The following is a 22,281-nucleotide window of genomic DNA, read 5'->3' on the forward strand; positions in this document are numbered from 1 at the left end:
GCAACCGGCATTGTCTTTTCTACATGATTCAGCAGGAAAAGAACCATGTTTGATAAACGTCATCGCATCACGCTGTTATTTAATGCCAATAAAGCTTACGACCGCCAGGTTGTTGAGGGTGTGGGCGAGTATTTACAAGCATCACAATCAGAGTGGGATATCTTTATTGAGGAAGATTTTCGTGCTCGCATTGATAACATCAAAGAGTGGTTAGGGGATGGCGTCATCGCCGACTACGACGACGATGACATCGCGCAACTGCTTGCTGACGTCGACGTTCCTATTATCGGTGTCGGTGGCTCCTACCATCTTCCTGAGCATTATCCACCAGTCCATTACATCGCCACCGATAACCATGCTCTGGTAGAAAGCGCCTTTCTGCACCTGAAAGAAAAAGGGATTAACCGCTTTGCGTTCTATGGCCTCCCCGCCTCCAGCGGCAAGCGCTGGGCCGCAGAACGTGAATATGCGTTTTGCCAGTTGGTTGCAGAAGAGAAATACCGTGGCGTAGTGTATCAGGGCCTGGAAACCGCACCTGAATACTGGCAGCACGCTCAAAACCGGCTGGCGGACTGGCTACAAACCCTGCCGCCACATACCGGTATTATTGCCGTCACAGATGCGCGTGCTCGACATGTTCTACAGGCCTGCGAGCATCTGCACATCCCGGTACCAGAAAAGCTGTGTGTCATTGGTATTGATAACGAAGAACTGACCCGCTATCTGTCGCGGGTGGCATTGTCATCTGTTGCGCAGGGGGCAAGACAAATGGGGTATCAGGCAGCCAAACTACTGCACCGACTGCTGGCTAACGAAGAGATGCCTTTACAGCGCATCCTGGTCCCTCCCGTGCGCGTTGTTGAGCGTCAGTCTACAGACTATCGATCCCTCACCGACCCTGCTGTCATCCAGGCCATGCATTACATTCGCAATCATGCCTGTAAAGGAATCAAGGTTGATCAGGTGCTGGACTCTGTTGGGATTTCGCGTTCGAATCTGGAGAAGCGGTTTAAAGAGGAGGTTGGAGAGACCATTCATGCCGTGATCCACGCTGAAAAGCTGGAAAAAGCACGCAGTCTGTTAATTTCCACTACATTATCAATAAACGAGATTTCGCAGATGTGCGGCTATCCGTCCTTGCAGTACTTCTATTCTGTCTTCAAGAAGGAGTACGACACAACGCCGAAAGAGTACCGCGATCGATACAGTGAGGTATTGTTGTAGTCGTGCCAGAGGAGGCTGAGCTTAACAGGTCTACGCATTCACCACGCAGGCCTGTTAAAGCAAAGCTGCTTACATATGCGCAGCGATTAAGCGCTGATTATCCTGGTACATAGCGAACAGATAGTTATTGTAGCTCTGCCCTTTAGTGGAATAACCCTTCAGCTTATGGATCATCGCGGTTGCCGTAACTTCCTGATCGGCTTTACGCAACTGAGCGCGAGATTTACGGAAGGAAGAGTAAGCAGGATGCGTATTCAGGTTAATGACATAGGCATTTACCGACTCTTTCACCGATTCAAACTGTGAGTAACCTTTCACCTTGCCCGGTGCATTATTACAACGACCTTTACCGCATTTCATGCCAAACAGGTTGTTATTGCTACGTGCCAGCTTAGACGTTCCCCAGCCACTTTCTGCTGCGGCCATCGTTGCCACCATGCTGGTTGGGATAATGTCTACACGCTCAAGCAGCGTATTCCACGGAATTTTACGCGTGTTACCAGACCAGTTCACCTTGTAACGTTTGGCGATATCTTTCATACGCGCACGTTCAGTCGGCGACCAGCGATTCTGGTACTGCTTTGAAATCAGCCAGTTACGTTCAGCAGTAATGGCAGCATTTTGACTGGTAATAAAAGGCATAACCGTCCGGAGAAACGCTTTTTTTCTAGGTGTTCCGGAAGGGTATTTTCGCAAATCAGGAAGTGAACTGCTCTTTGCACTATTGCGAGAATACTCTTGTTTACTGCTTACCTGTTTAATACTTGTCTTGGTTATGTGGGACTTCTGACTCGTTGTCGTCGTGTGCGTCTTTGCCAGCACCTCACCCGAAAATGCAATGGTGAGTAACATGAGAATCATTGCCCCATATCGTCGAATGGGAGTCAATATCATTAGGTCTCCTGGTCGGATTTATACATTCCAACACCTTATATTTTTCACAAAAATGAGAGATGAATCTCAAATCATATCAAAAATAGCCGTCAAGAGCACCCAAAGGAATAGTCCAATTCTGAAACTATGTCACGCACTAGCGGTTAAGATTGTCATTAATTCGAAGAAAATGTGGTGGTTATCGCAAAATACGTGCGTTTTTTGCACTTGATCGCTCACCCTCACTACTCATCCTGGCGGAATGCGCTCAAGGGATGAGTTTCTGGCCCCATTTCACTGGCAAACTGGCGAAAATCGCAGCATCAAGGACAGCATTATGAAAATGGCCGCCGTTGCGCTGGCACTCTTGCCCGGCATTACAATCGCCTCAACATGGACTGCTCAAGGCTTCCCTGTTTTCGAAACAGAAGGTACGGGTAAGTTTGTCAGCCATGCAGCGTTGACGAAGGGTACTCGTCCTTTAATCCTAAATTTTGACCAACAGTGCTGGCAGCCAGCCAATACCATAAAACTCAACCAGATGCTGTCACTGAAACCCTGTGAGGGCACACCACCACAGTGGCGTTTATTCAAAGACGGCAATTACACGCTGGAAGTTGATACCCGTTCCGGAACACCGACGCTGATGCTCTCGGTAAAAAACGCTGCAAAACCCATCACCGCTCAGATTCAACAATGTCCAAAATGGAATGGTTCGCCGCTGACGCTGGACGTAAGCCAGACCTTTCCTGAAGACACCGTCGTACGCGATTACTACAGTCAGCAAACAGCTACCGTAAAAAACGGGCAGATTACATTGCAGCCTGCCGCAACCAGCAACGGCCTGTTACTGCTCGAGAGAGCAGAAACGAACGCACCCGCCGCATTCGACTGGCATAACGCCACGGTCTATTTCGTGCTGACGGATCGCTTTCAGAACGGCGACCCAACCAACGACTACAGCTACGGTCGCCATAAAGATGATATGCAGGAAATTGGGACGTTTCACGGTGGCGACTTACGCGGCCTCACCAGCAAACTGGAATATCTGCAACAGTTAGGGATCAATGCTCTATGGATCAGCGCACCATTTGAGCAAATCCACGGTTGGGTTGGTGGCGGCACAAAAGGAGATTTTCCCCACTACGCTTATCACGGCTATTACACCCAGGACTGGACCACACTTGACGCCAATATGGGCAACGAAGCAGATCTGCGCGCACTGGTGGATGGCGCACATCAACGCGGCATCCGTATTTTGTTCGATGTCGTCATGAACCACACCGGTTACGCCACGCTTGCGGATATGCAGGAATATCAATTTGGCGCATTGTACTTATCAGGTGATGAGCTAAAAAAAACGCTCGGGGAACGCTGGACGGACTGGAAGCCTGCCGCCGGGCAAAGCTGGCACAGCTTTAATGACTACATTAATTTCAGCGATAAAGCCGCATGGGAAAAATGGTGGGGGAAAAACTGGATCCGCACCGACATTGGCAACTACGACAACCCGGGTTTTGACGACCTGACCATGTCACTGGCCTTCCTGCCCGATCTTAAAACTGAATCCACCACACCTTCCGGCTTGCCGGTGTTCTACAAAAACAAACCAGACACTCGCGCCAAAGCTATCGCGGACTATACGCCACGGGATTATTTGACCCACTGGCTCAGTCAGTGGGTACGAGACTACGGTATTGACGGATTCCGGATCGATACTGCCAAACACGTCGAACTTCCCGCCTGGCAGCAACTGAAAACACAGGCCAGCGCAGCGTTGGTTGAATGGAAGCACGCTAACCCTGACAAAGCGCTGGATGATAAATCCTTCTGGATGACTGGCGAGGCATGGGGACACGGCGTCATGCAAAGTGATTATTACCGCCACGGCTTCGATGCAATGATTAATTTTGATTACCAGGAGCAGGCAGCCAAAGCTGTCGACTGCCTGGCCAATATGGATCTCACCTGGCAGCAGATGGCGGAAAAATTGCAGAGTTTCAATGTACTCAGCTATCTTTCATCGCACGATACGCGTCTGTTTCGCGAAGGTGGGGATAAAGCCGCCGAACTGTTGCTACTGGCTCCGGGGGCAGTACAACTCTTCTATGGTGACGAATCCGCCCGTCCTTTTGGACCAACCGGTTCTGATCCATTGCAAGGCACGCGCTCAGATATGAACTGGCAGGACATTAACGGGAAATCAGCCGCCAACGTCGCACACTGGCAGCGAATCAGTCAGTTCAGAGCCAGACATCCTGCCATCGGCGCAGGAAAACAAACCACGCTCACATTACAGCAGGGATATGGATTTATACGCGAACATGGCGACGATAAAGTGATGGTTGTTTGGGCAGGCCAGCCCTGATCCCACCGAGCTTCCCGTACCGGATAGTGCGGGAAGCCGGATGCAATATAAAAAACCAGCCATTCAAAAATCTGCAGCACAAAACATCAATTCGGACTTCGGGACCTGATTTGCACCCTGCCATAGGGAGCGTTATGGTTAGCCACTTTAATACTGAGTTCGACAGACCACCTGCTATGACATTCTCACTTTTTGGCGACAAATTTACCCGCCATTCAGGCATCACACGCCTGATGGAGGACCTCAACGACGGTTTACGTACCCCCGGTGCCATCATGCTCGGCGGCGGCAATCCGGCGCAAATCCCGGAGATGCAGGATTACTTCCAGACTCTGCTGGCAGAGATGCTGGAAAACGGCAAAGTCACTGATGCGCTTTGCAATTATGACGGTCCACAAGGTAAAACCGAGCTACTGTCTGAGCTGGCGAAACTGCTGCGCGAACAACTGGGCTGGGATATCGAACCACAAAATATTGCACTGACAAATGGCAGTCAGAGCGCGTTTTTCTACTTATTCAATCTCTTCGCAGGACGCCGCGCTGACGGAACCACCCGAAAAGTGTTATTCCCCCTGGCACCGGAATACATTGGCTACGCCGATTCAGGGCTGGAAGAGGAGCTCTTCGTGTCGGCACGTCCGAACATTGAGCTGTTACCGGAAGGCCAGTTCAAGTATCACGTTGATTTTGAACACCTGCACATTGGTGAAGAGACCGGCATGATTTGCGTGTCGCGTCCAACCAACCCCACTGGTAATGTGATCACTGACGAAGAGTTGATGAAACTGGATCGTCTGGCCAACCAGCACGGTATCCCGTTGGTGATTGATAACGCCTATGGCGTCCCGTTCCCCGGTATCATTTTTAGCGAAGCACGCCCGCTGTGGAACCCAAACATTGTGCTGTGCATGAGCCTTTCCAAGCTCGGCCTGCCAGGCTCCCGCTGCGGCATTATTATCGCTAATGAGAAAATCATCACCGCCATCACCAATATGAACGGCATTATCAGCCTGGCGCCTGGCGGTATGGGACCGGCGATCATGTGCGAGATGATTAAGCGCAACGATCTGCTACGTCTGTCAGAGACCGTTATCAAGCCGTTTTATTATCAGCGCGTTCAGGAGACAATTGCGATCATTCGTCGCTATTTATCCGAAGATCGCTGCCTGATTCATAAACCAGAAGGGGCAATTTTCCTGTGGTTGTGGTTTAAGGATTTACCGATCTCCACCGAACTGCTGTATCAACGCCTCAAAGCGCGCGGTGTCCTGATGGTTCCCGGCGATTACTTCTTCCCGGGGTTGGATAAGCCCTGGCCACATACCCATCAATGCATGCGGATGAACTACGTTCCGGATCCGGAAAAAATCGAGGCTGGCGTGAAAATTCTGGCAGAAGAGATCGAACGCGCCTGGCTTGAAGGCTGACATAAAACCCGACCGGAATACAGGTCGGGCTTCGCATTACAACGGCTGGGAACGCAGACGCTGCTGCTGAATCATATTGGCATCCATACACTGCAACGCACTGGTTGGGCAGGCTTCAACACACGCCGGGCCAGCTTCACGATGCCAGCACAGATCGCATTTAATCGCCTGCACCCGTAACGTATGCGCGACAACATTCATCGCCCCGAACGGGCAGGCCAGCATGCAGCTTTTACAGCCGATACAACGTTCCTGTTCTACGAAGATATGCCCATGTTCGCGACGAATAGCGTGAGTTGGGCAGACATTGGCACAGGGAGCATCTTCACATTGATGACAGGCGACCGCAGTGGTAAATGCGTTGTCTTTAATGACCTGAATGCGTGGGACAAACGCGTCGGAGGAGATCGTCGCACAATCCTGGTTTTCCTGATGAGATACCACACAGGCAACTTCGCAGGTTCGACACCCAATACATTTCGCCGCATCAGCCATAATAAACCGGTTCATTGCCCTCTCCCTCTGCGTTAAAACCACAGAGTGCCAGAGAGCGCGCCCCGGCTGCCTTGATCAGACAGGGGAATCGGTTAAATTTTGTCAGGTGCCTGAACGACTATGGGTAAACGCCTAATCGCGAACGGTAAAGCCCAGCTCATTTGAAATCGCCTGCGCAGTTTCCCGTAGCGGCTTAAGTAAATTCTTTTCCCCAACCTGCTTGAGGCGCGATGTGGAAAGTGAAATTGAGACCGCGTACGGCACCCGACCATGAATATCAAACACCGGCACTGCAATACAGGAAACGCCCAGTTCGTTCTCTTCCCGATCCATCGCCATACTGCTTTCACGGATCTGAGCCAGCTCATCGTACATCGCCGGTAAACCGGTAATGGTATTACGGGTCAGCGGTTGAATGAGATCCTGGTGGCTCTCCCAATAGGATTCCACATAATCCTGATGCCCGAATGCCATATAAATTTTGCCCATCGCTGAACAATACAGCGGCATATGCTGACCGATATAGGCACGGGTACGCAACATGCCTGTCGTCGGTTCCAGCTTATAAATCAAAATAGCGTGGTCATCTTCGCGACTGGAGAAGTTGATCGTTTCGCCGGTGGCAATGTTCAGCGCTTCAAGATGCGGTGCGGCAACATGGATGATATTCAGTGAAGAAAGCGCCTTCTGGCCAACAGCGATAAATTTAGTGGTCAGCCGATAACTACCCGCAGCAGGTGCAGGCGTGACGTATCCACAAGATTGCAGCCCTTGCAGTAGTCGGTGCACGGTACTTTTGTTCAGTCCCGCCAGTTCAGACAGATGCGCCAATGGGCACCCATTCGGATAGTTGCTCAGGATCTCAATCAACATCAAACCACGGAACAGACTCTGACTTCCGGCAGGCCTCTCTTTATCCTGCGTCATTTCACTCTCTTTTGCGCCCATCGATTCCACTCCCCCTTTTCATCGCGCTCTGATGGTAGCGCAAAGTGTGTTTCAGTTCACGATCTGAACTGAAAAAATACAACCATTTGATTTTGATGATTTTAAAAAACATACCACCCCGTTGATCTGTCAAAATTTGATCGATATATTTGAAATCAGATTTCGTATAGTGAAATTTAGAGATAAAAAAGCGATCAAATTTAACCAAGGAAACAGGAATGAAAGTCACTTTTGAGCAGTTGAAAGAAGCGTTCAATCGGGTACTTCTGGCACGCGGCATCGCCGTCGAAACTGCGGATGCCTGTGCAGAAATGTTCGCACGCACCACCGAATCCGGCGTCTACTCGCACGGTGTGAACCGTTTTCCTCGTTTCATTCAGCAACTGGATAACGGCGACATCATTCCTGATGCCAAACCTCAGCGTATTACCAGTCTGGGTGCTATTGAACAGTGGGATGCTCAACGCGCGATCGGCAATCTGACGGCGAAAAAGATGATGGACAGAGCGATTGAACTGGCTTCCGATCATGGTATTGGTCTGGTGGCACTGCGTAACGCCAATCACTGGATGCGCGGCGGCAGCTATGGCTGGCAGGCGGCGGAGAAAGGTTACATTGGCATCTGCTGGACCAACTCGATTGCTGTGATGCCACCGTGGGGTTCGAAGGAGTGTCGCATCGGCACTAACCCGCTGATTGTCGCTATCCCGTCAACGCCGATCACCATGGTCGATATGTCGATGTCAATGTTCTCCTACGGCATGCTGGAAGTGAATCGTCTGGCCGGCCGTGAACTGCCCGTCGACGGCGGATTCGACGATGAAGGCAATCTCACCAAAGAACCTGGCGTTATTGAAAAAAATCGCCGTATTTTGCCAATGGGTTACTGGAAAGGATCAGGCCTGTCGATTGTGCTGGATATGATTGCCACCCTACTTTCTGATGGCTCCTCCGTTGCGGAAGTCACCCAGGATAACAGCGATGAATACGGTGTTTCGCAGATTTTCATTGCCATTGAGGTCGACAAATTGATCGACGGCGCCACTCGCGATGCCAAATTACAACGGATTATGGACTTCATCACCACCGCTGAACGCGCAGATGAAAACATGCCCGTCCGCCTGCCTGGCCACGAGTTTACAAAGCTACTGGAAGAGAACCGCCGTAACGGTATCACCGTCGATGACAGCGTCTGGGCCAAAATCCAGACACTGTAAGGAGATAAGCCATGTTATTTGGACACATCGCTCAGCCTAATCCATGTCGTTTGCCCGCAGCCATTGAAAGAGCGCTCGACTTTCTGCGTACCACAGATTTTCGCACACTGGAGCCAGGCGTGGTGGAAATTGACGGCAAAAATATCTTCGCGCAGATTATCGATTTAACCACTCGCAACGTAGACGAAAACCGTCCTGAGGTACATCGCCGCTATCTGGATATTCAGTTTCTGGCCTGGGGTGAAGAAAAAATCGGTGTCGCCATTGATACCGGTAATAACGAAATCAGCGAGTCGTTATTAGAGCAGCGCGATATTATTTTTTATCGCAACAGCGAACATGAATCATTCTTTGAAATGGTCCCGGGAAGCTACGCCATATTTTTCCCGCAGGATGTTCACCGCCCAGGATGCCATAAAACTGTCGCCACGGCGATCCGCAAAATAGTCGTGAAGGTCGCTATTTCAGTTTTATAAAAAGGAGCACAACATGAATGCTAAAAATACCGGTTATATTATCGGTGCATACCCCTGTGCACCCTCATTTCACCAAAAGAGTGAAGAGGAAGAAAAGGAATTCTGGCGACAACTCACCGATACCCCGGATATTCGCGGCCTGGAACAACCTTGCCTTGAGAATCTTCATCCGTTAGGTGACGAATGGCTATTGCGCCATACACCAGGCGACTGGCAAATCGTGGTCACAGCTATTATGGAGACCATGCGCCGCCGCAGTGTTGATCGCGGTTTTGGTTTGGCCTCCAGCGACGAAGAACAGCGCAAGGCTTGTGTGGCGTTCTACCGCCATCTTCACAATAAAATTAATAAGATCAATACCATTAACAGCGGAAAAGTGATTGCGCTCGAATTGCAGGCTGCCCCGCTGGCAAACAACCCGAACATCGCTCAGGCCACCGACGCGTTTGCTCATTCACTTAAAGAGATTGCCAGTTGGGATTGGTCTTGCGAGCTGGTTCTGGAACATTGCGACGCCATGACTGGCCCCGCGCCACGGAAAGGATTTTTGCCGTTAGAAAACGTGCTGGAAGCGATTGCCGGCTATGACATCAGCGTTTGCATCAACTGGGCACGTTCCGCCATTGAAGGTCAGAACACTGTATTACCGTTGCAACATGCATTGCTGGCGCAAAGTGCGGGCAAACTACGTGGTTTGATGTTCTCCGGCACCACGCTTATGGGAGAATACGGTGAATGGCAGGATCTCCACGCTCCTTTTGCTCCATTCTGCCCGGAAAGCTTGATGACAGCGAATCATGCCCGCGAGTTATTCGCGTGTGCAAATACCGGGTCATTACAATTTACCGGTATCAAATTACTGGAAATAAACGCCAATGCAGATGTTAGCCATCGTGTAGCGATATTACGCGACGGGATAACCGCATTAAACAAAGTAAAAATATAAAAATAAAATACTACTCTACGAGAATATTAATATGAACATGATCTCTCGCCCTACACTCAAAGATATACCCCGTCAGCGCTGGCTACGAATTATTCCGCCAATTCTGATTGCCTGCATTATTTCTTATATGGACCGCGTCAATATCGCTTTTGCGATGCCTGGTGGTATGGATGCAGAGTTAGGTATTTCCGCTACCATGGCTGGTCTGGCTGGCGGTATTTTCTTTATCGGTTATTTGTTTTTACAAGTTCCCGGCGGAAAAATTGCCGTACACGGCAGCGGTAAGAAATTTATCGGCTGGTCACTAGTTGCCTGGGCGGTCATTTCCGTTCTGACGGGTTTAATCACTAATCAGTACCAGTTGTTGGTTTTGCGCTTCTTACTCGGCGTAGCTGAAGGTGGCATGCTACCTGTCGTGCTGACGATGATCAGTAACTGGTTCCCCGATGCCGAACGCGGTCGTGCCAACGCGATTGTGATTATGTTTGTACCGATTGCCGGCATTATCACCGCCCCGCTTTCAGGCTGGATCATCACTGTTCTCGACTGGCGTTGGCTGTTCATAATTGAAGGTTTACTCTCTGTTGTCGTTCTGGTGCTGTGGGCTTATACCGTTTACGATCGCCCGCAGGAAGCTCGCTGGATTTCTGACGCCGAGAAAAACTACCTGGTCGAAACACTGGCTGCCGAGCAAAAAGCCATTGCCGGAACTGAAGTCAAAAATGCCTCTCTCAGTGCAGTGCTTTCCGATAAAACCATGTGGCAACTTATCGCCCTGAACTTCTTCTATCAGACCGGGATTTACGGTTACACCCTATGGCTACCTACCATCCTCAAAGAGTTGACCCACAGCAGTATGGGCCAGGTCGGCATGCTCGCCATCTTGCCGTACGTCGGCGCTATCGCTGGGATGTTCTTGTTCTCTTCCCTCTCTGATCGCACCGGTAAACGCAAGCTGTTTGTCTGCCTGCCACTGATTGGCTTTGCCCTATGTATGTTCCTCTCCGTGGCGCTGAAAAATAACGTCTGGCTGGCTTATTCCGCACTGGTTGGCTGCGGATTCTTCCTGCAATCAGCTGCGGGTGTGTTCTGGACTATTCCGGCGCGTTTATTCAGTGCTGAAATGGCCGGTGGTGCTCGTGGGGTCATCAACGCCCTCGGCAACCTCGGCGGATTCTGTGGTCCTTACGCGGTCGGCGTGCTCATCACCCTGTACAGCAAAGATGCAGGCGTGTACTGCCTGGCTATCTCATTGGCTCTGGCCGCTCTGATGGCATTGCTGTTGCCGGCAAAATGCGACGCAGGTGCTGCGCCGCTAAAAACACTGAATCCGCGTAAACACGTGGCCTGAAAAATGGCCCGGGCGCTTTGCTTGCCGGGCCTGTCAACGCTTCACACCCTATAAGCCGGATAAGCGCAGCGCTATCCGGCAAAAATGAGATAACAAAGATGAGTGAGAAAGAGACCTTCTGGCTGGGTATCGATTGTGGCGGGACTTATCTGAAAGCCGGTTTGTATGACGCCAAGGGTCATGAGCATGGAATTAACCGGCAACCACTGCATACAGTATCTCCACTGCCGGGTTATGCCGAACGCGATATGCACCAGCTATGGCAACAGTGTGCAGCGACCATCGCCGGGCTGTTGAAGCGCACTGGTGTATCCGGTAAGCAAATCAAAGGCGTCGGCATTTCTGCTCAGGGCAAAGGACTGTTTCTACTTGATAAACAAGATCGACCGCTGGGTCATGCCATTCTCTCTTCAGACCGACGCGCAATGGGCATTGTTCAGCGCTGGCAACAGGATGGGATCCCCGAACAGCTCTACCCGATCACCCGGCAGACATTGTGGACCGGGCATCCTGCTTCACTGCTGCGCTGGGTGAAGGAGAATGAACCCCAGCGCTATGCACAGATTGGCAGCATCATGATGGGGCATGACTACCTGCGCTGGTGTTTAACCGACGAAAAAGGCTGCGAAGAGAGCAACATCTCCGAATCCAATCTCTACAACATGACAACGGGCCAATACGATCCGCGCCTGACTCAATGGCTGGGCATTAACGAAATCGATAACGCCCTACCGCCGATTGTCAGCTCAGCAGAAAAATGCGGGGAAATCACCGCTCAGACAGCCGCCATAACCGGTCTGGCGGCGGGTACACCCGTCGTCGGTGGTCTGTTTGATGTGGTTTCTACCGCACTCTGCGCAGGTCTTGAAGATGAATACACACTTAACGCGGTGATGGGGACCTGGGCCGTCACCAGCGGGATCACTCACGGTCTGCGCAACCATGAGGCCTATCCCTATGTTTATGGCCGCTATGTAAATGACGGGCAGTACATCGTTCATGAAGCCAGCCCGACTTCTTCCGCCAATCTGGAATGGTTTACCGCACAGTGGGGTGAGCTCTCCTTTAATGAGATTAATCAGGCTGTTGCCAGCCTGCCGAAAGCCAGTGGCAACCTCTTCTTCCTGCCCTTTTTGTACGGCAGCAACGCCGGACTGGAGATGACCAGCGGCTTTTATGGCATGCAGGCGCTGCATACCCGTGCACACTTGTTGCAAGCCATTTATGAAGGCGTGGTTTTCAGCCACATGACTCATCTTAATCGCATGCGCGAACGCTTTACTGGGGTACATACCTTGCGCGTTACCGGTGGCCCGGCGCATTCCGACATCTGGATGCAGATGCTGGCAGACGTCAGCGGCTTACGTATCGAACTGCCACAGGTTGAAGAGACTGGCTGCTTTGGTGCCGCACTCGCCGCCCTCGTAGGCACTGGCGTTTATCACAATTTTAGCGACGCCCAGCGCGATTTACAGCACCCGGTGCGCACGCTGCTGCCGGACGCTACCGCGCATGCGAGCTACCAGCGTAAATACCGCCAATACCAACATTTGATTGAAGCACTACAGGGCTACCACGCCCGGATTAAGGAGCACATATAATGAGCCGACCATTACTACAACTGGCACTCGACCACACCAACCTGCAAGCGGCTCAGCGCGACGTCGTTCTGCTACAAAACCATGTCGATATCATTGAAGCTGGCACCATTCTCTGTTTAACCGAAGGTCTTGGCGCAGTGAAAGCGCTACGGGCTCAGTGTCCGGATAAAATTATCGTTGCCGATTGGAAAGTGGCCGATGCAGGCGAAACCCTCGCACAGCAAGCATTTGGGGCGGGCGCCAACTGGATGACCATCATTTGCGCCGCACCGTTGGCAACCGTCGTTAAAGGCCACGAAGTCGCACGGGCGCACAACGCTGAAATTCAGATGGAGCTGTTCGGCAACTGGACGTTGGATGACGCTCGCGACTGGTATCGCGTCGGGGTTCGCCAGGCGATTTACCATCGCGGGCGCGACGCGCAGGCCAGCGGGCAGCAGTGGGGAGACGCTGACCTGGCGCGGATGAAGGCACTTTCCGATATCGGACTCAAACTGTCGATTACCGGCGGTATTACACCTACCGATTTGCCATTGTTCCGCGATATTAACGTCAAGGCGTTCATTGCCGGGCGAGCTCTGGCAGGTGCGCAAAACCCGGCGCAGGTCGCCGCTGAATTTCATGCGCAAATAGATGCCATCTGGGGAGCACAGCATGCGTAATCATCCGTTAGGTATCTATGAAAAAGCGCTGGCGAAGGATCTCTCCTGGCCGGAACGTCTGGTACTGGCGAAAAGCTGCGGTTTCGATTTCGTAGAGATGTCGATAGATGAAACCGATGAACGTCTGTCTCGACTGGAGTGGAGTCCTTCTCAGCGAGCATCGCTGGTCAGTGCCATGCTCGAAACCGGTGTCGCTATCCCATCAATGTGCTTATCTGCTCATCGTCGTTTTCCCTTTGGCAGCCGTGAAGAATCTGTGCGTAAGAAGGCCCGAGAGATTATGACCAAAGCGATTCGTCTGGCTCGCGATTTAGGCATTCGCACTATTCAGCTGGCGGGGTATGACGTCTATTACGAAGAGCACGATGCAGGCACCCAACAGCGTTTTGCCGAAGGACTGGCGTGGGCAGTAGAACAAGCCGCAGCAGCACAGGTGATGCTGGCGGTGGAAATCATGGACACCGCGTTTATGAACTCCATCAGCAAGTGGAAAAAGTGGGATGACATGCTCGCCTCGCCATGGTTTACCGTTTACCCGGATGTCGGCAATCTCAGCGCCTGGGGAAACGATGTCACCGCTGAACTGAAGCTCGGCATCGACCGTATCGCTGCTATTCATCTGAAAGATACGCTGCCGGTGACCGCAACACATCCGGGGCAGTTTCGTGATGTCCCTTTTGGCGAAGGGTGCGTGGACTTTGTTGGCATCTTCAAAACACTGCATGAACTGAACTATCGCGGATCTTTTCTGATTGAGATGTGGACTGAAAAAGCCAAAGAGCCGGTGCTGGAAATTATTCAGGCACGACGCTGGATAGAAGCACGTATGCAGGAAGGAGGATTCTCATGTTAGAACAGTTAAAAGCTGAAGTTCTGGCGGCAAATCTTGCCCTCCCCGCGCATGGTTTAGTCACCTTTACCTGGGGTAATGTCAGCGCGGTAGATGAAACTCGCCAGTTGATGGTCATCAAGCCGTCTGGCGTTGAGTATGACGTAATGACCGCCGACGATATGGTGGTGGTGGAAATCGCCAGCGGAAAAGTTGTTGAAGGCAGTAAAAAGCCCTCATCAGATACGCCAACTCATCTGGCGCTTTATCGCCGCTATCCCGGGATCTGTGGGATCGTACATACCCATTCCCGGCACGCAACGATCTGGTCACAGGCGGGGCTCGATCTACCTGCATGGGGTACCACGCATGCTGATTATTTCTATGGTTCTATTCCGTGCACCCGACTGATGACGGCTGAAGAGATTAACGGTGAATATGAATATCAAACTGGTGAAGTGATTATTAAAACCTTTGAAGCGCGCGATCTTAATCCCTTACAGGTCCCGGCGGTATTAGTGCATTCGCACGGGCCGTTTGCCTGGGGTAAAAATGCTGCTGACGCCGTACATAACGCCGTGGTTCTTGAGGAGTGCGCCTATATGGGCCTGTTCTCCCGTCAGCTCGCACCGCAGTTGCCGAACATACAGTCTGAACTGTTGGATAAGCATTACCTGCGCAAGCACGGCGCTAACGCCTATTACGGGCAAAACTGACACCACGCTGCAATCATATAGCTGTAATGATATGACGGATGGCGACTGTTAGTGCCATCCGTCAAAGCATCATGAAAAGATTACCCTCTTCCATGAGGGCAAACGGGTGAGAATCAGAAACGCCAGCTCACCCCTGACAGGAAAGTGAAGCTGTCGTCGCGATCGACCATTGGGCTATTCTTAATATCGTCTGGTAGCACGCTATAATTGGCGCTGGCCAGCAACGTCAGGTTTGTGGTTAACGCATATTTTGCGGACAGGCCGACATAAGGTGTCCAGCTATCGCCAGGGGAAAAGCTTGATAACCCGCTACGGCGAGATTCACTGCCAGACACGCCGTAGTAATATTCGTTGAAATTCTCGTCATAGTAGAGAACGCCAATGGCCGGGGTGAGCGTCAGTCTGTCCATCGGCATTTGGCGGAACAGAGACACTTCTCCAATCCAGCCATTGCTGTTGTCCAGAACATCCGCTGCAGCAGAAACTTTTACGCTGCCCCAATTCTCATGGTGATACCACGCAGCCCCTGCCATCGCAGTACTGTCGCGCTTGTCCAGTTGCTTCATAGCATGATCATCGTTATCAGCGGGATCAAACTCAAGCGGCATCCATGAGGCAGTAATGCTAAATTCATTACTTTTACTCTTGGACAGAATATAGCCTAACGTTGTTTGTCTAAAATAGAATGATTCACTTTCATAACTGACAAGCGGTACTGCGTGAACATTATCATTATATCCACGATAAGGAGATTCATTATATACAGCCCCACCGCCAATAGAAAATTCTGCGGCTGTTGCACTAGCCATAAAAGAAAAGGCAAATAGCGCCACAATATTGCGTTTAATTAACATGCCAACATTCCATTTTAAAATAAGCTACAAAGCGCCAGCATAATAATGCTTACAATTTCATCAGTGCAAGATTCATATTTATATAGTAATATATAAATTCATATATATATTGGGTTTGGCGATGAATAAATTACAACTCAAACACCGGGAGCTGAAGATTATCTCTGTCATTGCTGCCAGTGAAAATATCAGCCATGCAGCGACTGTTCTCGGCATCGCGCAAGCCAACGTCAGCAAGTATCTCGCTGAATTTGAATCAAAAGTTGGGTTAAAAGTATTTGATCGAACCACCCGACACCTGACCCTCACGCCTTTTGGCACAGCGCTACTCCCTTACATCAATGACATGTTGGACAGAAACGATCAGTTGAATAATTTCATTGCTGATTATAAGCATGAAAAACGTGGTCGGGTAACGGTATATGCGCCTACGGGGATTATTGCTTACTTATCGCAGCATGTTATTGCCAAAATACAGAATATCGGTGGTATTACTCTTTCTCTAAAAACATATAATCTGGAACGTAAAGCATTTTATGAGGGCGCCGAATTCCCTGATGACTGTGATATTTTAATAAGTTATGCACATCCTAAAGATGAATCACTGGTTGCCAGTTTCATTACTAAATATGCCGTCACGGCTTTTGCCAGCGAGGAATATCTCAAAAAACATCCTATTACCAGTCCTGAAGAGCTGGAGCATCACTCCTGTATTCTAATTGATTCAATGATGATTGATGATGCTAATATTTGGCGATTCACCTCAGCCGAAGGTAAAGAGATACAAGATTATCGCGTGACGGGAAATTACGTCTGCGACAATACGCAGTCAGCGCTGGCGCTGGCCCGTAACCATCTGGGTATTGTTTTTGCGCCGAATAAAAGTGTGCAAAAAGAAACGCAGTCCGGGTTGCTGGTCCCTTGCTTCTCTGAGCAACATAAATGGTGGCTGGATCTCGTGGCTATTTTCCGTAAGCGCGAATATCAACCCTGGCGCGTACAGTTTATTCTTGATGAGATGTTAAATGAGATACGCCAACAGCTTACTCAGGCGCAACAGCAGCAACCTGAGTAGGCAAAAATGGCAAGCAGAACAGCCTACGCTTAGTGGTCGAGATACAGGTAATGCACCCAACTGGTCATTCGTAACAGCACCTTACGCATCACTGACACGTGGGCAAAATGGTCAGAATAGACGGCTACCTGTGCATAAATACCATCGGGCAAAGCGTTTAAATCTTCATTTTCATTCAGATCTATCGTAGCAATAACGCCCTCAGAACCGGGGGTGGAGTTTAAGGATTGTAGCGTCCCATTTGACTGGTACGTACCACCCGGAACCGCAGGGCTAATCGCCGTCAACTTACCGCTAAATACCTTACCCGGCAGCGCATTAAACACCACTTCAGCTTCATCGCCCGGTTCCAGTCTCAGCAGCGAGTTTTGACGGAACTGGGCAATAATTTGCCGTTTTTGGTCTGGAATAAAGACCATTACCGGACGCATAGGCAGAGCTGCGGCATAGGTACCCGGTCGAATCAGCACCTGCGTGATATAACCATCGCTGGGCGCCCGTACCACAGTTTGCTCAAGGTTAAATTCTGCTTCTGCCAACTGGGCTTTCAGGCTGGCAATTTGTGAATGTTCCCCCAATACCATGCTGTCTAACTGACTCTGTATTTGCTGTTGCTCTGCGACGGATGATTTCACTGACGCTTCCTGCGCCAGATAGTTCTGCCGCGCCGCATCGATGTCGCGTTCAGAAAAAGGATTCACCTTCGCCTGGCTACCCTGCGCATAGCGCTGGTAATCTTTCGCCAGCTTGTCGCGCGTGGCTTTTGCCTGTTGTGTGTTAGCCTTCATTTCATCTAACTGCGCGGCAAGAGCCTGCTCTTTATGCTGTGCCGTCACAATATCAGCTTTCAGGCGGTCAACCCTCGCCTGATAGCGACCAGGGTTAAGTTTAAACAGGACCTCGCCTTTTTTGATTAGCGTATTCTTCTTATCCGTCACTTCTGTTACTACACCCGTTACCTGAGGCACTACGGGAATAGAAACCACTGCTTTTTGCGCCTTAAATGTATACGGATGGTTATAATTCATCAGTAATATAAGTCCGCAAACAATAAATATGCCGCCCAATGCTGCTGTTGGTACGGTCCATTTATTTACAGGGATTTTAAATATTTTAAATATCGACCATGCGCACGCCACATAGGTCAGAACGATCAGTAAATCCATCAATATTACTCCGCCGGGGAGGTCTTAACCTCGGCCAGTTTCTTTTCCAGATCGGCTACCCGTGCCTGAAGCTGGTTAAGGGAAGGATCAGCACTCTGCATACCCCACCCTCGCTCCGGGCGATAAAGCGTTGCCCAGATCCATAAAAATGGCCAAATAACATGCAAAGTAAACAAACTTACCCAGCCCGCAACATGTATTGCATCGGCATGAGGATGGTTACGTTTTTTTGCAATCAGATAGGGAATATCATGCAGAATAATAACCCCATAAAAAATAACCAGGAATACAAAAATAAGCACTCCTAATGCAAAATAATCAAGAAACATATTTGCCTCAGGGATTTAAATTAATAAATTTGTCTGCTATTTGTTTTAAACAATAGAGTTAAGAATAATAGATGAACGACCAGAACGTATGCAATTCTCTTATTTATATAACGATATATGGGTTTCTATATACTCTAAATATTTCGGGCTGCAGGAAGACGAAAAGCATAACGATATGCCCGGTATCGCTTAGCGATACCGGGCAATGATTGAGGGGAATTTAAAACAGTCCCAGCGGTTTATCAGAATAGCTCACCAGCAGGCACTTGGTCTGCTGATAATGCTCCAGCATCATTTTGTGGGTCTCGCGTCCAATGCCCGATTGTTTATAGCCGCCGAACGCCGCATGTGCCGGGTAAGCATGATAGCAGTTGGTCCATACACGCCCCGCCTGGATACCACGCCCCATCTTATATGCCAGATTACCGTTACGGCTCCAGACGCCAGCACCAAGTCCATACTGAGTATCGTTAGCGATTTCCAGCGCCTCCTCCATGGTTTTAAAGGTCGTGACAGCCAGCACCGGACCAAAGATCTCCTCCTGGAATACGCGCATATTGTTCTTACCGTACAGAATGGTCGGCTCGAGGTAATATCCCTCCTTTAACTCTCCATCCAGCTGCTTACGCCGCCCGCCGGTCAGCACATCAGCACCTTCTTTCTTACCAATATCGATATAGTTGAGGATGGTTTCCAGTTGACCATGCGAAACCTGCGCCCCCATCTGCGTTACGCTATCAAGCGGGTTACCGCTGCGAATACTCTCCACGCGGCGAATAGCACGCTCCATAAAACGCTCGTATATAGATTCCTGCACCAGCGCACGGCTCGGGCAGGTACACACTTCGCCCTGGTTAAAGGCAAACAGTGCAAAACCTTCCAGCGCTTTGTCAAAGAACGCATCTTCTTCATCCATCACGTCAGCAAAGAAGATATTGGGCGATTTGCCGCCCAGCTCCAGCGTAACAGGAATGATGTTTTGCGTTGCGTACTGCATGATCTGCTGACCCACTTCCGTTGAGCCAGTAAACGCCACTTTCGCAATGCGTTTTGACGTTGCCAGATACTCGCCAATTTCTCCACCAGCACCGTTGACCACGTTCACCACGCCTGGCGGCAGCAGATCGCCGATCACTTCCATTAGCAGCAGTACGGACAGCGGTGTCAGGCGGGCAGGTTTCAGCACCACGCAGTTGCCTGCCGCCAGGGCAGGCGCCATTTTCCAGCTCGCCATCAACAGCGGAAAGTTCCACGGGATAATCTGCCCAACCACGCCCAGGGGTTCATGGAAGTGATACGCCACCGTATCGCTGTCGACTTCACTGATCCCCCCTTCCTGCGCACGAATGCAGGAGGCGAAATAGCGGAAATGGTCAATTGCCAGTGGTACGTCAGCAGCACTGGTTTCGCGAATGGGTTTACCGTTGTCCCAGGTTTCTGCGGTCGCCAGCAGCTCGAGATTTTGCTCCATTCGATCGGCTATTTTGAACAGAATCGCCGCACGATCCTGCACGGAGGTATGCGCCCATTTATCTTTTACTTTGTGCGCGGCATCCAGTGCCAGATCGATATCCTTCTTGCCGGAAGAGGCCACTTCGCACAGTAATTGCCCGGTTACCGGTGTCAGGTTCTGGTAATACTCACCGTCCGCAGGTGCGACCCAGTCGCCGCCGATAAAGTTATCGTATCGAGCTTTTAACTTCAGAGGGTAACCATACTCGCCGGGATAAATACGCGTTGAAGGGGGGTTATTAGTCATGACCATCTCCTTGCTGTAGGGGTACTACAAAGGTAGATGGGGCTGGCGAATTATTCGCCAGCCTTTTACTGCTTTACGACAGCGGTCACGGATTAAATGACATCAACTCTTTTCGGGGAATAGCAACGCATCCCGCAGTAAATGATCATTGCCCCGACGACGGGTAAAACCGATGCGGTCAAAATATTCCAGAATCTGGATAGCCAGTTTACGTCCCACGTTAAGCCGATCGCGGAAATCGGCGGCACACGTCGATCCTCTTTCCTGATCGAGTTCGCGGATCATATTAGCGAAGGCGACAATCCGATCGTTACGGTAATAGCGATCTTTAACGATCGCAGTAATGATGCCTTGCTGGGCTGCCTGTCGTAACGCCAAACGCATAGATTGCTCATCCGTGCCCGTCTCTTTCGCCAGATCCCGCACCCACCATGGTTCATCACCAAAAAGAGGTTCGACTTTTTGCCAGATCGCCTGCTGTTCATCACTGAAACCAGCTTTATGATCCGGCAAATGCAGCCAACCATGATGGCTATGGATAGCACCGCTATCGCGCATTTTTTCAATCAGCAACAGCGCCAGCGCTTCGTCTTCCATCGGCAAGGCCATACGCCGCAGACGCTCACGCCCCGGTCCTGGCTCATCGCGATGCTGCTCATGGTACGTTGCCAGTGTATCGAGGATTTTGCGCTGCCAGCGTGCTGCAACAGGCGCATTCAGCAGACTGTAGCCGGCCTGAATAAAGCCATGCTGCTCAATCAACGGACGCATACCGTTGCCATTGAGTTGCCGCGCCCACGCGAAATCAGGAATATTCACCGCCCCGCGCGTCAGATGTATTGCCAGCGCGTCGCCGTCATCCTGCGCATTTTCCAGTGCTGACAGCCACTGCAGGTATTCCGGCTTACGCTTGCCCCGACGCGGCGGGTTGAGCGTTACCACGCGGGCTCCAGCTAACGTGGTACGCGCAGAAATGTCACGCAGCACCAGTCTGTCGTTATCAGCTAGCCACAGAGGAGTATCAAAAACCAGTTCCGCCAGCGTTCCTTCGAGCAGAGAAATCCGCCCGGTAACGTGGCTGGCCGCGTGATGAATGTGTAACGGTTGCCACTGCATTAGCGGGGCCGAATGTTCTAAGGAAACAATGACACGGGTAAAAGCCTCCGGTGGCGCATCAGAAAGCAGCCAGTCACCACGGTTGAGCTGTTCTTTTTCAGCATCTCCGACAATATTCAGCGCAATACGCTGACCAGCATGGGCATGCTCACAGGCCTGGTTCTGCGCATGCAGGCTACGCACGCGCATCGGTTTGTTAACGCCCGTCAGCCACAGCGAATCGCCCACATTGACTTCACCACTGAGCGCGGTACCTGTTACCACCAGGCCTGCACCTTTTACCGTAAAGGCACGGTCAATCGCCAGGCGGAAGCTGTGATTGCTGGCATGCTCGCGCGTAGGTAATTGCAGCAAATGGTCACGTAAGATATCGATCCCACGCCCTTCACTGGCGGCGGTCACAAAAAGTGCTGCATCCGCAAAACCATAGTTAGCCAGCGTTGTTTGGACCTCTGCACGCACCTCGTTAATACGCGCCTCATCCACGCGATCGGCTTTCGTCAGTGCCACAGTAAGCTGCGGATTACCCGTCAGTTGCAGGATCTGCAAATGCTCACGTGTTTGCGCCATCACGCCGTCATCGCAGGCAACCACCAGCAGAGCGTGGTCGATACCGCCGACCCCCGCCAGCATGTTGGACAGAAACTTTTCATGTCCGGGAACATCGATAAATCCAAGTACGCGTCCGTCAGGCTGCGGCCAGTAGGCATAGCCGAGATCGATGGTCATACCGCGCTTTTTTTCTTCTGGCAGGCGGTCGGCATTCACGCCGGTAATCGCCTGTAATAACGTCGTTTTTCCGTGGTCAACGTGTCCGGCGGTCGCAATAATCATTTCAGCATCATCTCC

At 50.9% G+C, this 22,281-nt stretch carries 20 protein-coding genes; 12 read left to right on the plus strand and 8 right to left on the minus strand.

Annotated elements, in window-relative coordinates; genetic code table 11:
- The first annotated feature begins 45 nt into the window (after positions 1 to 45).
- Entirely contained in the window at positions 46 to 1,224 is a 1,179-nt protein-coding gene (gene xylR / locus AACS05_RS22715) for a D-xylose utilization transcriptional activator XylR (RefSeq protein WP_045448719.1), read from the plus strand.
- Between the two features lie 69 nt (positions 1,225 to 1,293).
- Here xylR and AACS05_RS22720 read toward each other — a convergent pair whose 3' ends face one another.
- Positions 1,294 to 2,118: a protein bax gene (locus tag AACS05_RS22720; RefSeq protein ID WP_045448721.1), complete on the minus strand. Its 825-nt coding sequence runs from the start codon at positions 2,116 to 2,118 to the stop codon at positions 1,294 to 1,296.
- 316 nt (positions 2,119 to 2,434) lie between these two features.
- Here AACS05_RS22720 and malS point away from each other — a divergent pair, with 316 nt between their 5' ends.
- Positions 2,435 to 4,465 (plus strand): alpha-amylase, encoded by a 2,031-nt coding sequence (gene malS / locus AACS05_RS22725; RefSeq protein ID WP_045449828.1) that lies wholly within the window; start codon positions 2,435 to 2,437, stop codon positions 4,463 to 4,465.
- A 176-nt stretch (positions 4,466 to 4,641) separates the two neighbouring features.
- Entirely contained in the window at positions 4,642 to 5,892 is a 1,251-nt protein-coding gene (avtA, locus tag AACS05_RS22730) for a valine--pyruvate transaminase (RefSeq protein WP_045448723.1), read from the plus strand.
- Between the two features lie 36 nt (positions 5,893 to 5,928).
- Here avtA and AACS05_RS22735 read toward each other — a convergent pair whose 3' ends face one another.
- Together AACS05_RS22735 and yiaJ are read right to left on the minus strand one after the other, a co-directional pair.
- Positions 5,929 to 6,402 (minus strand): 4Fe-4S binding protein, encoded by a 474-nt coding sequence (locus AACS05_RS22735; RefSeq protein ID WP_045448725.1) that lies wholly within the window; start codon positions 6,400 to 6,402, stop codon positions 5,929 to 5,931.
- Between the two features lie 117 nt (positions 6,403 to 6,519).
- On the minus strand, positions 6,520 to 7,335 hold the full coding sequence (gene yiaJ, locus AACS05_RS22740; protein ID WP_045448728.1) for an IclR family transcriptional regulator YiaJ: 816 nt from the start codon (positions 7,333 to 7,335) through the stop codon (positions 6,520 to 6,522).
- 218 nt (positions 7,336 to 7,553) lie between these two features.
- Here yiaJ and yiaK point away from each other — a divergent pair, with 218 nt between their 5' ends.
- The 8 genes from yiaK to araD all read left to right on the plus strand — a co-directional run bounded on the left by yiaK (position 7,554) and on the right by araD (position 15,133).
- Positions 7,554 to 8,552, plus strand: a complete 999-nt coding sequence (yiaK, locus tag AACS05_RS22745; RefSeq protein ID WP_045448730.1) for a 3-dehydro-L-gulonate 2-dehydrogenase — start codon at positions 7,554 to 7,556, stop codon at positions 8,550 to 8,552.
- A gap of 11 nt (positions 8,553 to 8,563) precedes the next feature.
- Positions 8,564 to 9,028: a YhcH/YjgK/YiaL family protein gene (locus AACS05_RS22750; RefSeq protein WP_045448732.1), complete on the plus strand. Its 465-nt coding sequence runs from the start codon at positions 8,564 to 8,566 to the stop codon at positions 9,026 to 9,028.
- Between the two features lie 13 nt (positions 9,029 to 9,041).
- Entirely contained in the window at positions 9,042 to 9,974 is a 933-nt protein-coding gene (locus AACS05_RS22755) for a DUF4862 family protein (protein WP_045448734.1), read from the plus strand.
- 31 nt (positions 9,975 to 10,005) lie between these two features.
- Positions 10,006 to 11,325: an MFS transporter gene (locus tag AACS05_RS22760; protein ID WP_045448736.1), complete on the plus strand. Its 1,320-nt coding sequence runs from the start codon at positions 10,006 to 10,008 to the stop codon at positions 11,323 to 11,325.
- A gap of 98 nt (positions 11,326 to 11,423) precedes the next feature.
- The gene (locus tag AACS05_RS22765; protein WP_045448738.1) at positions 11,424 to 12,926 is read left to right on the plus strand and encodes an FGGY-family carbohydrate kinase; all 1,503 of its coding nucleotides are present in this window, start codon (positions 11,424 to 11,426) and stop codon (positions 12,924 to 12,926) included.
- The gene (ulaD, locus tag AACS05_RS22770; RefSeq protein WP_045448739.1) at positions 12,926 to 13,588 is read left to right on the plus strand and encodes a 3-keto-L-gulonate-6-phosphate decarboxylase UlaD; all 663 of its coding nucleotides are present in this window, start codon (positions 12,926 to 12,928) and stop codon (positions 13,586 to 13,588) included. The genes AACS05_RS22765 and ulaD overlap by 1 nt, the downstream gene beginning before the upstream one ends.
- Positions 13,581 to 14,441 carry an L-ribulose-5-phosphate 3-epimerase gene (locus AACS05_RS22775; RefSeq protein ID WP_045448741.1) on the plus strand — a complete coding sequence of 287 codons (861 nt, stop codon included), beginning with the start codon at positions 13,581 to 13,583 and terminating at the stop codon, positions 14,439 to 14,441. Before ulaD ends, AACS05_RS22775 begins: the two co-directional genes overlap by 8 nt.
- On the plus strand, positions 14,435 to 15,133 hold the full coding sequence (gene araD, locus AACS05_RS22780) for an L-ribulose-5-phosphate 4-epimerase (protein WP_045448742.1): 699 nt from the start codon (positions 14,435 to 14,437) through the stop codon (positions 15,131 to 15,133). The genes AACS05_RS22775 and araD overlap by 7 nt, the downstream gene beginning before the upstream one ends.
- Before the next feature lie 113 nt (positions 15,134 to 15,246).
- On the opposite strand, the gene AACS05_RS22785 is transcribed toward araD, so the two are convergent.
- Positions 15,247 to 15,987, minus strand: a complete 741-nt coding sequence (locus AACS05_RS22785; RefSeq protein ID WP_045448744.1) for a MipA/OmpV family protein — start codon at positions 15,985 to 15,987, stop codon at positions 15,247 to 15,249.
- 121 nt (positions 15,988 to 16,108) lie between these two features.
- Between AACS05_RS22785 and AACS05_RS22790 the strand changes: the two genes are divergently transcribed.
- Entirely contained in the window at positions 16,109 to 17,062 is a 954-nt protein-coding gene (locus tag AACS05_RS22790) for a LysR family transcriptional regulator (protein ID WP_045448746.1), read from the plus strand.
- A 29-nt stretch (positions 17,063 to 17,091) separates the two neighbouring features.
- Here the strand turns inward: AACS05_RS22790 and AACS05_RS22795 are convergent, their stop codons facing one another.
- The 4 genes from AACS05_RS22795 to selB all read right to left on the minus strand — a co-directional run bounded on the left by AACS05_RS22795 (position 17,092) and on the right by selB (position 22,266).
- On the minus strand, positions 17,092 to 18,228 hold the full coding sequence (locus AACS05_RS22795) for an HlyD family secretion protein (protein WP_045448747.1): 1,137 nt from the start codon (positions 18,226 to 18,228) through the stop codon (positions 17,092 to 17,094).
- A gap of 5 nt (positions 18,229 to 18,233) precedes the next feature.
- Positions 18,234 to 18,557 (minus strand): DUF3302 domain-containing protein, encoded by a 324-nt coding sequence (locus tag AACS05_RS22800; protein ID WP_045448749.1) that lies wholly within the window; start codon positions 18,555 to 18,557, stop codon positions 18,234 to 18,236.
- Between the two features lie 220 nt (positions 18,558 to 18,777).
- Positions 18,778 to 20,316, minus strand: coding sequence for an aldehyde dehydrogenase AldB (aldB, locus tag AACS05_RS22805; RefSeq protein ID WP_045448751.1), 1,539 nt, complete (start codon positions 20,314 to 20,316; stop codon positions 18,778 to 18,780).
- Between the two features lie 102 nt (positions 20,317 to 20,418).
- Positions 20,419 to 22,266, minus strand: coding sequence for a selenocysteine-specific translation elongation factor (gene selB, locus AACS05_RS22810; RefSeq protein WP_045449834.1), 1,848 nt, complete (start codon positions 22,264 to 22,266; stop codon positions 20,419 to 20,421).
- Positions 22,267 to 22,281 lie beyond the last annotated feature (15 nt).

This window comes from Citrobacter sp. S-77, assembly GCF_963864895.1.
Lineage (GTDB): Bacteria > Pseudomonadota > Gammaproteobacteria > Enterobacterales > Enterobacteriaceae > Citrobacter > Citrobacter murliniae.

Coding starts and splice junctions, on each gene's coding strand:
- malS (WP_045449828.1), top strand. CDS start 2,435: ATGAAAATGGCCGCCGTTGCGCTGGCACTCTTGCCCGGCATTACAATC.
- AACS05_RS22785 (WP_045448744.1), bottom strand. CDS start 15,987: ATGTTAATTAAACGCAATATTGTGGCGCTATTTGCCTTTTCTTTTATG.
- AACS05_RS22760 (WP_045448736.1), top strand. CDS start 10,006: ATGAACATGATCTCTCGCCCTACACTCAAAGATATACCCCGTCAGCGC.
- araD (WP_045448742.1), top strand. CDS start 14,435: ATGTTAGAACAGTTAAAAGCTGAAGTTCTGGCGGCAAATCTTGCCCTC.
- AACS05_RS22735 (WP_045448725.1), bottom strand. CDS start 6,402: ATGAACCGGTTTATTATGGCTGATGCGGCGAAATGTATTGGGTGTCGA.
- xylR (WP_045448719.1), top strand. CDS start 46: ATGTTTGATAAACGTCATCGCATCACGCTGTTATTTAATGCCAATAAA.
- ulaD (WP_045448739.1), top strand. CDS start 12,926: ATGAGCCGACCATTACTACAACTGGCACTCGACCACACCAACCTGCAA.
- AACS05_RS22765 (WP_045448738.1), top strand. CDS start 11,424: ATGAGTGAGAAAGAGACCTTCTGGCTGGGTATCGATTGTGGCGGGACT.
- yiaJ (WP_045448728.1), bottom strand. CDS start 7,335: ATGGGCGCAAAAGAGAGTGAAATGACGCAGGATAAAGAGAGGCCTGCC.
- avtA (WP_045448723.1), top strand. CDS start 4,642: ATGACATTCTCACTTTTTGGCGACAAATTTACCCGCCATTCAGGCATC.
- AACS05_RS22755 (WP_045448734.1), top strand. CDS start 9,042: ATGAATGCTAAAAATACCGGTTATATTATCGGTGCATACCCCTGTGCA.
- yiaK (WP_045448730.1), top strand. CDS start 7,554: ATGAAAGTCACTTTTGAGCAGTTGAAAGAAGCGTTCAATCGGGTACTT.
- AACS05_RS22720 (WP_045448721.1), bottom strand. CDS start 2,118: ATGATATTGACTCCCATTCGACGATATGGGGCAATGATTCTCATGTTA.
- AACS05_RS22790 (WP_045448746.1), top strand. CDS start 16,109: ATGAATAAATTACAACTCAAACACCGGGAGCTGAAGATTATCTCTGTC.
- AACS05_RS22795 (WP_045448747.1), bottom strand. CDS start 18,228: ATGGATTTACTGATCGTTCTGACCTATGTGGCGTGCGCATGGTCGATA.
- AACS05_RS22775 (WP_045448741.1), top strand. CDS start 13,581: ATGCGTAATCATCCGTTAGGTATCTATGAAAAAGCGCTGGCGAAGGAT.
- AACS05_RS22750 (WP_045448732.1), top strand. CDS start 8,564: ATGTTATTTGGACACATCGCTCAGCCTAATCCATGTCGTTTGCCCGCA.
- selB (WP_045449834.1), bottom strand. CDS start 22,266: ATGATTATTGCGACCGCCGGACACGTTGACCACGGAAAAACGACGTTA.
- AACS05_RS22800 (WP_045448749.1), bottom strand. CDS start 18,557: ATGTTTCTTGATTATTTTGCATTAGGAGTGCTTATTTTTGTATTCCTG.
- aldB (WP_045448751.1), bottom strand. CDS start 20,316: ATGACTAATAACCCCCCTTCAACGCGTATTTATCCCGGCGAGTATGGT.